The 16275-nt window shown below is 62.1% G+C and carries 9 protein-coding genes; 1 reads left to right on the top strand and 8 read right to left on the bottom strand.

The window, feature by feature from the left end; all coding sequences use genetic code 11:
* Positions 1–7: 7 nt before the first annotated feature.
* Entirely contained in the window at positions 8–2326 is a 2319-nt protein-coding gene (locus M5B98_RS01705) for an ATP-dependent DNA helicase (RefSeq protein WP_248741564.1), read from the bottom strand.
* Positions 2323–3975 (bottom strand): VRR-NUC domain-containing protein, encoded by a 1653-nt coding sequence (locus M5B98_RS01700; RefSeq protein ID WP_248741563.1) that lies wholly within the window; start codon positions 3973–3975, stop codon positions 2323–2325. The genes M5B98_RS01705 and M5B98_RS01700 overlap by 4 nt, the downstream gene beginning before the upstream one ends.
* Before the next feature lie 198 nt (positions 3976–4173).
* Here M5B98_RS01700 and M5B98_RS01695 point away from each other — a divergent pair, with 198 nt between their 5' ends.
* Positions 4174–4398, top strand: coding sequence for a YgdI/YgdR family lipoprotein (locus M5B98_RS01695; protein WP_085709821.1), 225 nt, complete (start codon positions 4174–4176; stop codon positions 4396–4398).
* Between the two features lie 58 nt (positions 4399–4456).
* Here M5B98_RS01695 and M5B98_RS01690 read toward each other — a convergent pair whose 3' ends face one another.
* The 6 genes from M5B98_RS01690 to M5B98_RS01665 all read right to left on the bottom strand — a co-directional run bounded on the left by M5B98_RS01690 (position 4457) and on the right by M5B98_RS01665 (position 16274).
* A complete protein-coding gene (locus M5B98_RS01690; protein WP_134826799.1) occupies positions 4457–4831 on the bottom strand; it encodes a hypothetical protein in 375 nt (124 codons plus the stop codon).
* A 163-nt stretch (positions 4832–4994) separates the two neighbouring features.
* Positions 4995–6848 carry a polyurethanase gene (locus M5B98_RS01685; RefSeq protein WP_248741562.1) on the bottom strand — a complete coding sequence of 618 codons (1854 nt, stop codon included), beginning with the start codon at positions 6846–6848 and terminating at the stop codon, positions 4995–4997.
* Between the two features lie 150 nt (positions 6849–6998).
* The gene (locus M5B98_RS01680) at positions 6999–8687 is read right to left on the bottom strand and encodes a polyurethanase (protein ID WP_248741561.1); all 1689 of its coding nucleotides are present in this window, start codon (positions 8685–8687) and stop codon (positions 6999–7001) included.
* 57 nt (positions 8688–8744) lie between these two features.
* Positions 8745–11831 (bottom strand): autotransporter serine protease, encoded by a 3087-nt coding sequence (locus M5B98_RS01675; RefSeq protein ID WP_248741560.1) that lies wholly within the window; start codon positions 11829–11831, stop codon positions 8745–8747.
* An 81-nt stretch (positions 11832–11912) separates the two neighbouring features.
* Entirely contained in the window at positions 11913–14864 is a 2952-nt protein-coding gene (locus tag M5B98_RS01670; RefSeq protein WP_248741559.1) for an autotransporter serine protease, read from the bottom strand.
* A 42-nt stretch (positions 14865–14906) separates the two neighbouring features.
* Positions 14907–16274 (bottom strand): TolC family outer membrane protein, encoded by a 1368-nt coding sequence (locus M5B98_RS01665; protein ID WP_248741558.1) that lies wholly within the window; start codon positions 16272–16274, stop codon positions 14907–14909.
* Between the last annotated feature and the right edge of the window lies 1 nt (position 16275).

Here is a 16275-nt window from a genome sequence, read left to right as displayed (position 1 = left end):
GCTTGGCTCAAAGCAGATTTTCAATAACAGGAGTATGCGTCAAACCGGCGGATTGAAAAGCTGCATCTGCGTGATCCAACTGCCACCAGCGCGGCAACAGCTGCTGGATGCGGCTCTCGGCGAAGCGGTCGTCGATCAGCATGACCACGCCGCGATCCTGCTGGGTGCGGATCACCCGCCCGGCAGCCTGCACCACCTTCTGCATGCCGGGAAACAGGTAGGTGTAGTCGTAACCGGCGCCGAAGATCGCTGCCATACGCCGTTTCATCTGTTCGTTGACCGGGTTCAACTGCGCCAGCCCCAGCGTGGCAACGAAGGCGCCGATCAACCGGGCGCCGGGCAAATCGATGCCTTCGCCGAATGCACCGCCGAGGACAGCGAACCCGACGCCCTGGCTGTGCATCGTGAACTGATCGAGAAACGCCTGCCGCTGCCCTTCGGCCATGCCCCGTGATTGTTGCCAGATCGGTATGTGCGAATGCCGTTCGGCGAGCAACTGCGCGACCTGTTGCAGGTAATCGAAGCTGCTGAAGAACGCCAGATAGTTGCCCGGACGCTCGGCGAACTGGCGGGCGATCAGTTCGACAATCGGCTCCAGTGAGGCCTGACGATGGGTGAACCGGGTGGAAATCTGGCTGACGATCCGCACCTGCAACTGTTCGGCGCTGAACGGCGACTCGACGTCGATCCAAACCGTGTCGGCCGGAGTGCCGAGCAGGTCGGCGTAATAATGGCGCGGGCTGAGGGTCGCGGAAAACAGCACGCAGCTGCGGGCTGCTTTCAGGCGCGGGCCGAGCAGCGCGGCGGGCACCACGTTGCGCAGGCACAGTTGCGACAGCGGACGTTTGCGGTCGAGGTCGCGCTTGCTGATGTCGAACAGATAGTTCGCGTCGAACAACTCCGCGACCCGGCCGAATTGCAGCATCTCGAACCAGGCATTCTGCAAACCGCTGTCGAGCCCTTGCGGGTGATCATTGAGGTAATCGCCAATGCTCGCGCTGCACGACGTGATCGCCTGCAGCAGTTTTTCCGGCGCCTTGTCGTAGGCCTGATACGGCGCCAGTTGCGCGTTATTGAGGGCATTCCATTCACGGTTGACCCGTTGCAGGGGCTTTTTCAACGCCTCGGGTGCGGTTTTGCGCACGCCGTTGAAGATCCCCTGATCGAGGGTGGCGCTGTACATCTGCCGCCCGCGCTCGACCAGGTTATGGGCCTCGTCCACCAGCACCGCGACTTTCCATTGATTGAGCTGGGCCAGGCCGAACAGCAGCGCGGTGAAGTCGAAGTAATAGTTGTAGTCCGCCACCACCACATCGGCCCAGCGCGCCATTTCCTGGCTCAGGTAATACGGACACACCGAGTGTTGCGCGGCGACTTCACGGATTGCCGCCTGATCCTGCAACCTCAATTGACTGGCCGCTTCACGGGCCGCCGGCAACCGGTCATAGAAGCCTTGAGCCAACGGGCAGGATTCGCCGTGACAGGCCTTGTCGGGATGCTCGCAAGCCTTGTCCCGCGCGACCATTTCCAGCACTCGCAGCGGCAGGGTTGCATTGTGATCGAACAGCACTTGCGCCGAATCCAGCGCCAGTTTGCGCCCCGGTGTCTTGGCGGTGAGGAAATACACCTTATCCAGCTGCTGCGGCGCCAACGCCTTGAGCATCGGGAATAGCGTGCCCAGGGTTTTGCCGATGCCGGTGGGGGCCTGGGCCATCAGACAGCGGCCGGTGCTGACAGCCTTGAACACCGACTCGGCAAGATGACGCTGGCCGGGGCGGAAACTGTCATGGGGAAAGCCCAGTTGCTGCGCCGCCTGATTACGCGCTTCACGGTGGGCCATTTCCTGTTCGGCCCATGCCAGGAACAAGCCGCACTGTTGTTCGAAGAATTCGCGTAATGCTTCAGCGCTGAAGGCTTCGACCAGACAGGTTTCCTTTTCGCTGACGATGTCGAAGTACACCAGCGCCAGATTGATCTGTTCCAGCTGCAACCGGCAGCACATCAGCCAGCCGTAGATTTTCGCCTGCGCCCAATGCAGCGCGCGGTGATTGGCCGGCTGTTTGCTCAGGTCGCCACGGTAGGTTTTGACTTCCTCCAGGCAGTTCTGCGTCGGGTCGTAGCCGTCTGCACGGCCCTTGACCTTCAAGGTGCGGAACTCGCCTTCCAGCGCCACTTCGCTTTGATAGGCGTCATTGCGCCGCGAGGCGACGGTGCGGTGGCCGGCGATGCCCTCCAGCGCGGTGGGCGACGGAGTGAAGCGCAAGTCGAGATCGCCGCTCTTGGCGGTGAACTCGCACAGCGCCCGCACCGCGATGCTGTAGCTCAAGCGCCCTGCTCCGCCCATTGCACGTAACACACGGCTACCGGCATCTGGTGCGTGTGGCAGAACTCCAGCCAGCGCAGTTGATTGTCCTGCAAGCGGTCGCCGGGGCCTTTGACTTCGATCATCCGGTAGGTCTTGTGCTGCGGCCAGAACTGGATCAGGTCCGGCATGCCGGCGCGGTTGGCCTTGATGTCCAGCAACAGGCGATTGAACCAGTGCTTGAGGTGTTCGGCCGGCAGGCAGGTCAGCGCTTGTTCCAACAGCTCTTCATTGAGTGCGCCCCAGAACACGAACGGCGACTGAATGCCCCACTTGGTGGCAAACCGGCTGCGGATGGTGTCGGCATAACGGCCGTCGTCCAGTTCCGCCAGGCAGACTTCGAACAACGCGGCCCGCCGCCCCTGGAAATCCTCATGGAGCAAGTCCGCCGGCCCGCGTTGGAACGGATTGAAAAACGCGCCCGGCAGCGGTGCGAAAATCGCCGGCCAGCACAACAGGCCGAACAGCGAATTGATCAGGCTGTTTTCCACGTAATGCACCGGGCCTGCATCTTCATGCAGGTGCGCCTGCACGTGATACTCCACCGACAGCGTCGAATCGAGTCGAGGCAGGTGCAGATCCAGGCGTACAACAGGTCGTGCTGCAACGCGCTTGAGCGGTGGCCCGCCGAGTTTGCGCCGCAGCCGTGGCAGTACCCGTTGCAGGCCCTGCTGTTCGGCGGCGCTTTCCGGCGCCTGTTCAGCCAGTGTGCCCAGCTCCAGCGCCAGGGCATATTCACCGCAGCGCTCCAGCACCCGGACCGTCCGCAACCGCGCGCCGGGGTAGGCGCAACCGCGATATAAGCTCAGGGCCAGGGCAAATTCGGCGATGCGCTCGCAATGCTGGCCGATCTGGAACAGCAGCTTGCCGAGCCGACGCTGCAACCACGGGTTGTCGAACTGCAAAACGCTCAGCTCTTCGGCAATCGGCTCGATCGCCTCACCCGCCTCGAAACGCTGCTGGCAATCGTGCAGAAACAGGCAGGCGTCGACGTCGGAACGGCTGCGCAGGCCCCGGGAATCGGCGCCGAGCTCGACTTTTTCGTAGGTGTAGATTCCAAGGTCGGCGAGGACAAACTCCGACCAGTCCTGATACAGATTGCCGAAGAACATCAGGCGAAACCGGTCACACAGGTCCATCAGCGTCAGGCTGAACAATCGGTCTGCAATCGCCGGGCACCAGTCGTGCCAGCAGCGTGACTCAGGAAACTGCTCATGCAGGATCGGCAACCAGTCGACCTTGCGGCCCTTTGGATCATCGATGGCCGGGCCAAAGTCTTGCAGGATTTCAGCCTTCAGCAGCAGATCGAACAGCTCCGGCATCGACAGCAGGGCCTGTTCATCGAGCCAGCCATGATCGAGCAACGGCTGCGCGGCCAGAGCAATATCGCCAATTTCCGGATAGTTGAGTTTGCCCGCCCGAAAATGCACGCCCTTGCGCATCACCATCCGCACCAGCAAACCCTGGGAGCCGCGCGGCAGTGACTTGAACTCACGAATGAAGGCATGCTCCGTTTCGCTCATCACGTCGGCATAACGAAGCTCAAGCCAGTCAAGCACTTGCCGGAAGTTGTTGAGGTAATAGAACGGATCGTCGAGGGGGCTGGAAGTCACGGTGATAACGGGCCATGGCAAGCGAATACTGGTTATGCGTACAGATACCAGTTCTGCCCCGACGGGCGCAAACGGAAAAGGATCAGTGGCATCGGCGATTGAGGTTTTTTCGCCAGTCCATCGAACTTTTACCGGGGATTTGGCACCAACCGCGTTAGAGGACCGACACCGGTCGAAATGAATGAGGAAATACCGGGTATGAATTTCAAGACGTTGTTTATGCCGATGACCGTCGTAGCGCTGATGGCGCTGGCCGGTTGCTCCACCCCGACCGTGGTGACCTTGCAGAATGGCACGCAGTATCTGACCAAGGACATGCCGAAAACCAAGTCCGAAGACGGCTTCTATGAGTTCCGGGATATTTCCGGCGCGAAGATCCGGGTCAAGGCCGATGAAGTGGCCACGGTGCGCAAGGAAGACTGACGATTACCCCGACAAAAAAGGCTGCAATCCTGTAGGAACGCAGCCTTTTTTTCATTCTTCAGCGGGGTAACGCCATGCCCGGAAGGGAGCCGTCGCAGTTCAACGGGCGCTCACCGCGCCGGACCATTTCTTCCTGCAGGCGCTGGCAACGTTGGCGCTCCTGCTGCGCCATACGGTCGATGCTCAGGTTGCCGGTCATTTCGGGCTCATTGTTCTCGCCGATGCGGACGGTCACGAACGGTTGTTCGGGCTGGATATGAAAGCGGCTTTTCTCTTCGACCGGTTCGCTGTTCTCGGTGGGTGCCGGTTTCGGCAATTCATCGGAGCTGACACCGTAGCGGCTCAGAATCGAGCTGTGAGGCAGATCGGCCCAGACGTTGGCCGACAGCAGCGCCAACCCGACAATACCGATATACCCCTTGAAACCTTTCACGTTTGAATCTCCTGTACTCAATGGCGGCTTGCCCATACATGACGAGTGCGCATGCGATGGCTTTAGTCCGCGTTTCCTGTTGGTGCAGGGGTTTGAGTCAGGTAGTGGCCATTGAGTCACTTTTGATGCGGAGAGGGAAATAACTCCCCCTCCACCGTTACCCTCAGGCGATCACGATGCCATCGGCGCTGAGACTGTTCAGCGAAACCCCGACCAGCGTCACCGAATCAGCGCCAAACTTCAGCACCGTATCCTGCCCCACCGATGAGGCATGGGCGCGGAAGTCATCGCCGGGCAACACGCCCTGCACGCCGAGGAACACCAGTTTGTCGTTGCCGTTGAAGCCCACCACCCGGTCCTGGCCGAACGCGCCGCTGAACAGGAACGTATCCGCCCCGCCGCCCGACTCCATCAGGTCATTGCCGGCGCCGCCGACGAACACGTCGTTGCCCGCGCCACCGATCAGGTGATCGTTGCCGTCCAGGCCGAACAGCCAGTCACCGCCGGCGTGGGCCTTGAGGGTGTCGGCGCCATTCGTGCCCTTCACGCTCGATTCGTACTGGGTGACGTTGTTGCCGACTTTCAGGCCATCGGCGGTCACGCTGTGGGTCACGTCGTCCTTGAACAGGCCCCAGAGGAAGCCCGGTTCCTTGGTAACGATGCTGCCGATGTCGCGGGTGATGCTGATCCCGCCGTTGGCATCGCGGATGTACAGGTTGCCGGCGCCATCGTTGGCGAAGTCGAACTTGTTCACCGACTGCTGCAGCTCAAGGGTGTTATTGCCTGAACCGCCGAGGATGATGTTGTAGCCGCCGCTGTCGCGGAAGGTGTCGTTGCCGGCACGGCCTTCCAGATAATCGTTACCGCTGCCGCCCTGGATCAGGTCGTTGCCGTCGCTGCCGATGATGAAGGTGCTGCCCTTGTGGGGCTCGGCGTTGCGGTTGAGGTCCTGCACCCAGGTGTTGGCTCGCGCCGGGTCCGACAGGTTGGCCACGATGATCGTCGAATCACGGCTGGTGAGGTCGTAGAACTTCGACTCGATGACCCGGTTCATGCCGTCGCCGTAAGCCGTCGGCAGGTGCGAGATCCAGGTCGGGATGTTGACGATCGAATACGGCAGCACGTTCCACGCGTTCGAGGCGTAGTGGTCGTTGAAGCTGACGATATTGTCGGTGGCCGAGACTTTCGACGCGTCGTGCACGCCAAGCGATGCCCCGGTGAAGGTCGAGCCGTCGAGGGCGCGGAATACCGGGTCGTTCTCGTAGCCGACGTTGAGCACCTTGTCGGTGCTGCTCTGGGTCGGCGAGGCGTAGGCGATGTAGTTGGAGTCCTGGAAGAACCCGCCCCACTTGCTGCCGCTCAGATCCGCCATGCTGTTGACCGCCAGGCCGCCGAGGCTGTGGCCGCTGACCAGTACGTCCTTGCCGGTGAGGCCGTTGGCCTTGGCGAACGCCACCACGTTGTTCATCAGGTTGCCGAAGGCTTCGCCGACGTAGTTCTTGGCGTAATCCTTGGGCCCGAACGCAGCGAGCAGGTCATTGATGGCGTCGGCGATGGAGTCACCGATGAGGATTTCCCGTGGCCCACTGGTGCCGCGAAAGGCGATGCCGATTTCCGTGAGATGGCCCTGGGCGTCGTACTTGCCGAGGATTTCCACTTGCGCGCTGGTGTAACCGGGCTTTTCGCCGAAGAAGGTTCCGCGAACATCAGTCTTGCCGTCATAGCCCAGTTGCGACGCAGTGATGGGCGTCCAGCCGGCCTTTTTCACGGCGTCGAGGGCGAGTTTTTCCGAATCGGGGTTCCACGGGATTCCGGGAATCACCCCTTGAGAATCGGTACCGCCGATCAGCGCACTGATCAGTGTGGCCGGCAGACCGAGGCCGAAACCGTTGTGCTGATAGCCGACCGCGAAACCGTTGTCGAGGTTGTGATAGGAGTACAGCGTGATGGCCATGGCATCGCTGAATAACGCCTTGGAATCCGCTGTGGTGAAGTTCTTGTAGTCATACACACCCATTGCTGTTGCCTCTCTCTTTGTTGGAATTATTCAGAGATAGCTCACAACCAGAATGCCCCTCCCGGGGCGCTCCGGAGCATTTCGATACAACACTTCTGTCTTGCAGACCCGATGGACACCGCCGCAATGCACAGCGGTGTCCACAGGGGATCAAGCGAACACGAAACTCGAATCCGACAGGTTAGCCACCCCCACGCCGATCAGGGTCACGGCATAGTCGCCAATCTTCAGCACGGTATCGGCGCCGGACTGCGAAGCATGTTGCTTGTAGTCGTAGCCCTGCCCTGCGCCCTGCACGCCCATGAACACCAGTTTGTCGCTGCCCTGGTAGCCATTGATCGAGTCGAAGCCGAAGGCGCCGCTGAACAGGAAGGTGTTGTTGCCACCCACCGCATTCATCACGTCATTGCCGGCGCCGCCGACGAAGGTCACGTGGGCCTTGTCGCTGACCAGGTGATCGTCGCCGCCCAGACCGAACAGCCAGTCGCCGTCAGCGGTGGCTTTCAACGTGTCGCCGAGTGCGCCGCCGTTGAGAGAATGGTTGTACTGGGTCAGTTCAGCGCCGTTGGCCAGGCCTTTGGCGGTGACGGTCCAGGTGATTTCCTTGCTGCTCCACATCGAACCGGACTCTTTGCTCACGATTGCGCCGATGTCACGGGTCATGCTGATGCCGCCGTAGGCGTCGCGCACGTACAGCGTGCCGTCGCCGTCGTTGGCGAAGCTGAAGTTCTGCAACGGTTTCTGCAGGTCGAAGGTGTTATGGCCCTGGCCGCCCAACAGAATGTTGAAGCCCCCGTCATCGCGGAACAGGTCATCGCCGGCGCGGCCTTCGAGGAAGTCGTTGCCCGCCCCGCCCTTGAGCCAGTCGTTGCTGTCGGTGCCGATGATGAAGGTGCTGCCGGTGTGCGGCTCGCCGCTGCGGCCCAGATCTTCGACCCAGGTCTTGCCCCGGGACGAGGCTTCCAGATTGGACACGATGATGGTCGAGTCCTGGCTGGTGAGGTTGTAGAACTTCGAGTCGATCACCCGGTTCAGGCCGTCTGCATAGCCCAGCGAGCTGTGGGCCGACCAGTTCAGCGGGTTGACGATGCTGAACGGCACCAGGTTCTGCGCGGTGGAGGCGTAGTTGTCGTTGAAGTTGACGATGTTGTCGGTGGTCGAGTCGTGCGGCTTGTCGTGTTTGCCCATCGACGCCGTGCTGAACGTGGTGCCGTCGAGCACACGGAATACCGGATCGTTCTCATAGCCGATGTTCAGCACGTTGGTGCCGGTGCTGCTCTGGGTCGGCGAGGCGAAGGAAATGTAGTTGGCGTCCTTGAAGAAACCACCCCAGTCGCTCGTGCTCAGCTCCGCCACGCTGTTGACCCCGAGTCCGCCGAGGCTGTGCCCGCTGATCAGCACATCCTTGGCGGCGATGCCATGGGCCGAAGCAAACGCGGCCACGGATTTGAGCAGGTTGTCGAAGGCGTTCTTCGCGTAATTCTTGGCGTAATCCACCGGCCCGATGGCGGCCAGCAGGTTGTTTTTCATATCGCCGAAGGTGTCGCTGTAACTCAGCCCGCCCGTGCCGCGAAAGGCCACACCGATGCCGATCAGCTTGCCGGCGGCGTCGTATTTGCCGAGCACTTCCGCCTCGGCGCTGGTGAAGCCGTCCTTCTCGCCGAAGAACGTGCCCTTTGCGTCGGTCTTGCCTTGATAACCCAGGGCCGAGGCGCCCAGTGGCGCCCAACCGGTGCCGGGCAAAGGCTGCCCGGTCGGTGTGTAGGAATACAGCGTCAGCGCGATGGCATCGCTGTATAGCGCTTTGCCGTCGGCTTTTTTGTAATCGAACAATCCCATGTCGTGCTCTCTCTTCCTTTCAAATGCGGCAGTTCTCTGCAGAACTGCCGCTACACCTTAGAACTGCCAGTCCAGCGTCAGGCCCACACCGTGGTCCTTTTCGTTCGAACCGATCAGTCCGTTGTAGTCCAGGTTGACCCGGACATCGCTATTCAGCGCCAGACCGGCACGAACGCCGACCACCGCTGCATCTCGATCCATCGACACACTTTGCACGTTGAACGCGCTGTTGCCATTGACGAAGGCCAAGTGGCTGTCGGAATCCACGCTGCTCAGGTTGTGCTGCCAGCCCAGTGTCGCGCCCAGTTCCAGCTGATGTTTGTCCGACAGGGCAAACGTGCGCTTGGCGCGAACGCCGAGGGTCGACAGCACGGCGTCGCGGTTGTCTTCACCGCCCTTCAGTGCGGCGGCATCACCCTTTTCGGTGAAGCTGTCGCTGTTCAGGTGCACGTAAGCCAGATTGGCGAACGGCTCCAGGTTCATCGGCTGCAGACCGAGATCGTAGGCGGCTTCCGTGAACAGTTGTGCGGTGGTCGCATCGCGCTTGGTTTTCTGCTTGCCGCTGACACCGGCAAATTGCAGGTCACGTTTGACGTCGATGCGATGCCAGCTGTAAGCCGCGCCGGCGGTCAGGCGCAAGTCATCGATCTGGTGCCCCAGGTACGTACCCAGGTGATAGCTGTCAATCGACGCCGACGAGTGCGTGCCGCTGCCCATGTTCAAAGAACTGTCGCTATAACCGGTAACGAAACCCAAGCGAGTATCTTCAGTAATCAAGCCATCGACACCGAGCAACAGACCGCCAATTGAGCTGTTGGAATTGGCATTTTCATGGCCGCCATCGGTCTTGCCCCAGGCACCGAGCACCTTGAACCAGGCGTTGCTGCGGTCATCGGTCGGCGCACCGGCGTCGAACAGATCCCGTTCGCGCAGACGCTCGCCCACCGCATCACGCAGATAACGGCTGTCGTTGATCAGCAATGTGCCGATGGCCGGGTGAATCTCGCCGGACAGTTGCTGGAACGCGTTCTGCGCAACGGCGGCAGTCGGTGACAGCAGCAGGGTTTCGAACAACGCATTGCCCGCGCCCAGACGTTCGGCAGCCGCACCGACGGCGCGCTGGTTCGGGGTCAGGCCGACGCTGGCGAACGAAGCACCGTTGCGCCCGACATTCAGTTGAACACCGCCCGAGGAGTAATCGAGGGTGCCGCCGAGGAACGCATAGTTTGGCAAGACCTGACCGAAGCGCCCCTGAATGCCGCCCGCCGCCTGCAGAATGTTGAACTGGCTGCCCAGCAGCGATTTCACTTCAGTCGTGGTCAACAGTGTCGGGCTGTTTTCCAGGGTCAGGGCGACCGTTGCGCCGTCAATGATTGCGGTGCCGCCAGCGACCACGCGGTCGCTGCTGGTCGGCGAGACTTCCACGGCATAGGTCGAGCCCGGTTCGAAGGTCACATCCCCCGCCACGTTCAACGTGCCGATGGAGTTGCCCGGCGCCACGATACCGCCGCTTTTCGCAGTCAGCGCGGCGATGCGCCCGTTACCGCCGAGAATGCCGCCGTCGTTGACTGTGACGGCGGATTGCAGCGAGCCATTGATCGCGAGTCGGCCACCGTTCACCAGGGTCGGGCCGGTGTAGGTGTTGGCGCCGGTCATCACCAGGGTGCCGATGCCTTGTTTGGTCAGACCGCCGTGGCCGGAAATGTCGTTACGCCAGGTGTCGAGCCCGCAGGTGATGTCGGTGCACACGCGCTCGGTGGGCTTGCCGGCGTCGATGATCGCGCCGATCCCCGGCAGATCCGCCACGAACTGGCTGGAGCCGTAGGCGCCTTCGATGCGGAACTCGGCCGGAATGTCCTGCTCGGTGACGAACATCGCCGGGCCGTCGATGCCCTTGCGCAGGTTGATCATGCCCCAGCCGTACAGGGCGTCGATGCCCGGAGCGCCAAGGTCGGTGGCCGTGGTGCGCAACACACTGGCGACCTGGGCACCGGTCATGTACGGGAAACGCTCCATCAGCACCGCCACGGCACCGGCCGCGTGCGGAGCGGCCATCGAAGTGCCGTTGTAGTTGGCATAGCCGGTGGTCAGGTCGCTGGCATTGGTGCCGCCGATGATCGAACTGTAGATCTGCGTACCCGGCGCCGAGACGCAGAAACTCGCGGTGTAACCGCAACGCGAGGAAAAGGTACTCATGATGTACGGGTTGGCGCTGGTCTGATCCGGGTTTTTCTGCAGGGCGGAGACGGTCATCCAGTTCGGCGCGATTTCCGGCACGAAGTAACCGAGACCGGCGATGGCGTCCGGGTTGTTCAGGTTGTAATCGTTACCCGCCGCGAAAATGGTCACGATCCCGCTGCGGGCCGCAGCGATTGCACCGTCATAGGCGCCGCCGGGTTTGGTGCCGAGCAGCGTGCGGATCTCGTTGAACTGCAATTGCGCGTCGTTGACGGTGAAGTGCGGGTACGCCGGGTTGCGACCGCCGAGGTCGAAGCGGTCAGTGATGCCGATGCCCCAGCTGTTGTTGATGATCCGCGCGCCGCTGGCGATCAGGGCATCCCAGCCGGCCTTGTACACCGCGCCGTCGTTGCCACGGACGATGCCGTCTTCCGGGCCCGGGTCGCCGTTGTCGGCACTGATGATCTGCGCACCGAACGCCACGCCATGCATCGGCCCGCCGTCACGGCTGCCCGCCGCGATACCGCCGACGTGGGTGCCATGAGCGCCGAGTTTGCCGTTGGAACCTACCGAAGGTGAACCGTCATAGCGGAAGGCGTCCCCGGCTTTGACCGGGATGTACGGGTCGGTGTATTCGCGGATACCGCTGGTGACCAATGTGATCACTTTGTTCGGCCCGGAAAACTCCGGGTGCGCGGCGTATACCGGCTGGTCGAAGATCCCCAGTTTCACGTTTTTTCCGGTGTAGCCGGCGGCGTAGGCGTAATCCGCGCCGATTGCGCCAAGTCCCCAGTCGGCCTTGAACTCGGCACTGCGCCAACTGGCCGGGTCCCCTGCCCGGCCGTTTTCCACGTAGGGCGCGGCCTGTGCGCTACCCCAGGTGGCCATGGCGCAGAGCAAGGCGCAGTTGAGGGTTTTCAGGCGAAAGCATCCACCCGATTGCGCGGGGGTGTTGTTGTTTTTCATCCAGCGACCTTCCTTAGTGATGTTGCATAAAATCCGTCTATTGAATTGATGGTTCCCACGCCGGAGCGTGGGAACCATCAGTCAGAACTGCCAGTTCAGGCTCAGGCCGACGCCGTGACTCTTCTCGCGGCTGGCCAGTTGTCCGTTGTAATCAAGGTTCACCCGCACGTCGCGGCTCAGGGCCAGGCTGGCCTGTACCCCCACCAGCGCGGCGTTGCGCACCAGCGGCGAACTTTCGACGCTGTACGGCGCGCTGCCGCTGGCGAAGCGCAGATGCTGCTCGGATTCGATGTCGGTGAGGCTGTGCTGCCAGCCGAGACGGCCACTGACATCAAGCTTTTGCGAGCCCGACAGGTTGATCGTCTTGATCGCCCGGACGCCGAGGGTGCTGAGCACCGCATCACGCTGGTCGCCATTGCTTTTCAGCGCGGCAGCGTCGCCCTTCTCGATGAAACCGTCGCTGTCCAGATGCACGTAAACCAGATTGGCGAACGGCTCCAGAGCCAGCGGCTGCACGTTCAGCCGATAGGCCGCCTCGCCGAATACCTGAGTGGTGGCGGCATCGACCTTGGCTTTCTCTTTTGCGCTGACGTCGCCGTATTGCAGGTCCCGTTTCACGTCGGCGCGATGCCAGCTGTAGGCCGCGCCGGTGCTCAAACGCCAGGCGCCGATGTCATGCCCGGCATAAGCGCCGAGGTGGTAGCTGTCGACCTTGGCCGAAGAATGGGTGCCGGAGCCCATGCTCAACGAACTGTCGCTGTAACCGGTGACCAGACCGATGCGGGTCTGCTCGTCCAGCGCACCGTCGACACCGGCCAGCAGGCCGCCAATCGACGTGCTGTAGCCAGCAGTGTCATGCCGCGAATCGGTGGTGCCCCAGGCGCCGAGGGCCTTGACCCAGCCGTTGCCTTGGGCGCTGTTCGCGTCGTGCAGGCGTTCGCCGATGGCGTCGCGCAATTGACGGCTGTCGTTGATCAGCACCGAACCGAGGGCCGGATAGATTTCTCCGCTCAATTGCTGGAAGGCTTGCTGTGCATCACTGGCAGTGGCGGACAGCAGCAGGCTTTCGTACACGGAATTGCCGGCGCCCATGCCTTCGACGGCGCTGGCCACGGCCCGCTGGTTCGGCGTCTGGCCGACGCTGGCAAAGGACGTCGCGTTACGCTCGACGCTCAGCGTGATCCCGTTGCCGGTGGACGCGAGGCTGCCACCGATGAACAGGTAATCCGGCACTACGGCTCCGAACTGCCCCTGTATGCCACCGGCCGCTTGCAGAATGTCGTACTGATGACCGAGCAGGCTTTTCGCTTCGGCGGTGCTGAGCAAGGTCGGGCTGTTTTCCAGTGACAGACTGACGGTGGCACCGCTGATGGACGCCGTGCCGCCGGCAACAATGCGGTCGCTGGCCGTCGGGGACAACTCCACCGCGTAGGTCGAGCCCGGTGCGAAGGTCACGTCACCGGCCACATTCAAGGTGCCGATGGAGTTGCCCGGTGCCACACGACCGCCGCTGTTGGCCGTCAGTGCGCCGATCCGCCCGGAACCGCCGAGGGTGCCGCTGTCATTGACGGTGACCGCCGACGTCAGCGAGCCGTTGACGCTCAGCAGGCCGCCATTGACCGTGGTCGGGCCGCGATAGGTGCTGTCGCCGGTCAGGATCAAATGCCCGGCGCCGGACTTGATCAGGCTGCCCTGATACACCCGATTGGCAGCCGCCGCCTCACGGGCCGTGCCGACGGCGTAATCCGTCTGGTCCTGTTGGCTGGCGCCGGCCGGAACGCCGTTCTGCCAGCCCTTGTCCAGCAGGGTTTGCTGCCAGGCGCTGTGTTCGGCGAGATCTTCGCTCTGGCGCTGGATCAGTGCCTTGTCGGAGATGTCGTTGCTCCACACATCGCGTTGCCCGGAGGCCAGATTTGCGTCGAACGCGCCGAGCAACTGCCCCGGCCCGCCCATCGCCCGCCTCAGGTTGGCCACACCCCAGCCGACCCGCTCGTTGGGTGCGTCGGTCACCGAGCCGTCGAGTTGGGTGGCTGTAGTCAGCAGCACTTCCAGCGCCTGCTGGTTGTTCATGTACGGGTAACGCTCCATCACCAGCGCCAGGGCGCCGGTAGCGTGCGGCGCGGCCATCGAGGTGCCGGACTTGATCCCGTAGCCACCGTCGGGAACGGTGCTGTCGATCTTCGCCCCCGGCGTGGTGATGCACCAGTATTTGGCGATACCGCACTGGTTGTATTTCTGCTGGTTGCTCTGATCCAGCCCCGATACCGCCAGCCAGTGACCTTCCAGGTCCGGCTGAAAGTACGGCAGCGCCGAGCGTACGCTGGCATTCGGATAACCGCTGTTGCCGGCGCTGAACACGTTGATCACACCACGGCGCGACACGTCGGCGGCGGCATCGAGCCAGGTGCCCTTGTTCCAGTGCTGGGCGTAAGCCGCGTGCAGATCGGCCAGGGTTCGATAGCTGACATCCGGCGGCTGGCTGCCCCAACTGTTGTTGATCGCCCGCACGCCGGCATCGGCCAGGGCGTCGTACACCGCTTTGAAGTAACGCGGGTCGGGATTGGGGCCGAACAGGAAACTGTCGTTCTTGTTGGTGTTGCCGACGTAGATCTGTGCATTGAACGCCACGCCGTGCATGCCGGTGCCGTCGCGGGAGGCGCCCATGGTGCCGACCACGTGAGTGCCGTGGGAATCGTTGTTCGGGTTGAGCGTGCCGTTGACGTTGAACAGAGAACCATCGACGTAGCTGCCGCTGGCGGACACCGGGTGATACCGGTCGCTGGCGAACTCGGGATGGGCGGCGTCGAAACCCGAATCCAGCGCGCCGATCTTCACGCCTTTGCCGGTGATACCGGCGGCGTAGGCCTGATCGGCCTGCATCCGGTCCAGTCCCCAGTCCCGCAGGAATTCGGCGGAACGCCAACTGGCTGGATCGCCGGGCTTGCCGGATTCGAGGTATTGGGCCTGAGCCTGGCTGACAGAAATTGCGAGCAACAGGGTGCCGACCGATGCCGGCTTGAAGCGTACGTCCATGTTCACCACTCGTTTTTGTTGTTTGGTGTAAAAACTACGGTGTTATTGCGTCCGTGGGCCTTGCCCGAATGCTTCATCCACCCGAGCCAGATCCTGCTCGCTCAAGGTGCCCGCGTAGTAATGCAACTTGGTCCAGGCCATGAGGTAGTCATAGCGTGCCTGGGCCAGATCGCGGCGGGTGGTAAACAGTTGTTGTTCGGCGTTCAGCGCGTCCAGGTTGGTCCGCTCACCGCCGAGAATGCTTTGTTTGGTCGACACCACCAGCGCTTCGGCCGAGGTCAGGGCTTTCTGGTAGGCGCGCAGTTTGTTGACCCCGGACAGGCACGCACTGAACTGGCGACGCAGCTCGATCAGTGTTTCGCGGGTCTTGCCGTCCAGCTCGTACTCGGCCTGCTCCATGTTGCGACTGGCCTGACGGGTCGACGCCGAGACGCCGCCACCGGCGTACAGCGGCACGTTGACTTCGAAACCGATGGTGTTGGTTTCGTAGCGCTGGTTGTAAGTGTTGCCGCTTTCCGATTCGTTCTTGCGCATCGCCGCGTAGGCACTGACTTTCGGCAGATGCCCGGCGCGGTTGCGTTCCACTTCATAACGCGCCACTTCCACGGCCTGACGCTGGGACGCCAGATTCGGGTTGTTGCTGATCGCCAGTTCGTGCCAGGTGTCGTAGTTGGCCGGCATCAGGGCGAAAGTCTGGAAGTTCTGATCCAGTGGCGCCAGATCGGTGATGTTCACCGCTTGCTCACCGATCAGTGCTCCCAGCTCACGCAACGCGGCATCCTGTTCATTGCGCGCTTCGATTTCCTCGGCGGTCGCCAGTTCATAGCGCGATTCGGCTTCGAGAATGTCGGTCCGCGTGCCTTCGCCCTGCTTGAACATGTGTTCGTTCTGCTGGAACTGCTGCTCGTAGGCCTTTTTCTTGGCCTGCGCGATGTCGATCTGGTCCTGGGCAAACAGGGCCTTGGTGTAGTTGTCCAGCACCCGCACCAGCAGCTCCTGACTCTTGCCGCGAAAGTTCTCGTCGGCAAACAGCGACTGCGCCACGCCTTTGCGATAGGCCGCGTAGGCTTCGTAGTCGAGCAGCGGCTGCTGCAGGGTCAGGGTCGAGCCGTAACTGTTGTAGTTGCGTTCGTCAGTTCGATTGCGCGCCCGCTCGTCCAGCGAGGTGGCCTTCGAGGTGTTATGGCCCTTGTTGTAGTTGTAACCCAGTTTCGGCAACAACCCGGCGCGGCCAATGGCCCGGTTTTCAAGGCCTGCATCGCGTTCCTTGATCGCGCCGAGGAACACCGGGTCATTGCGCAACGCCTGTTCGTAAATCTCGAACGGCCCCATGGCCGCCACCGCACTGTTGCCCGCGAGCAGCGCGAACGCTGCCGCCAGCATGGAAAGCTTATTCATACAGCCGAACATC

It is taken from the genome of Pseudomonas sp. MWU12-3088, assembly GCF_023242405.1.
Lineage (GTDB): Bacteria > Pseudomonadota > Gammaproteobacteria > Pseudomonadales > Pseudomonadaceae > Aquipseudomonas > Aquipseudomonas kribbensis.
Note: the sequence above shows the minus strand (reverse complement) of the source record. Positions and strands in the feature narration are given on the sequence as shown.

Bases quoted from the DNA above. Each gene is read 5' to 3' on its own strand.
- M5B98_RS01685 (WP_248741562.1), bottom strand. From the start codon at position 6,848: ATGGGTGTGTATGACTACAAGAACTTCACCACAGCGGATTCCAAGGCG.
- M5B98_RS01670 (WP_248741559.1), bottom strand. From the start codon at position 14,864: ATGGACGTACGCTTCAAGCCGGCATCGGTCGGCACCCTGTTGCTCGCA.
- M5B98_RS01695 (WP_085709821.1), top strand. From the start codon at position 4,174: ATGAATTTCAAGACGTTGTTTATGCCGATGACCGTCGTAGCGCTGATG.
- M5B98_RS01680 (WP_248741561.1), bottom strand. From the start codon at position 8,687: ATGGGATTGTTCGATTACAAAAAAGCCGACGGCAAAGCGCTATACAGC.
- M5B98_RS01675 (WP_248741560.1), bottom strand. From the start codon at position 11,831: ATGAAAAACAACAACACCCCCGCGCAATCGGGTGGATGCTTTCGCCTG.
- M5B98_RS01665 (WP_248741558.1), bottom strand. From the start codon at position 16,274: ATGTTCGGCTGTATGAATAAGCTTTCCATGCTGGCGGCAGCGTTCGCG.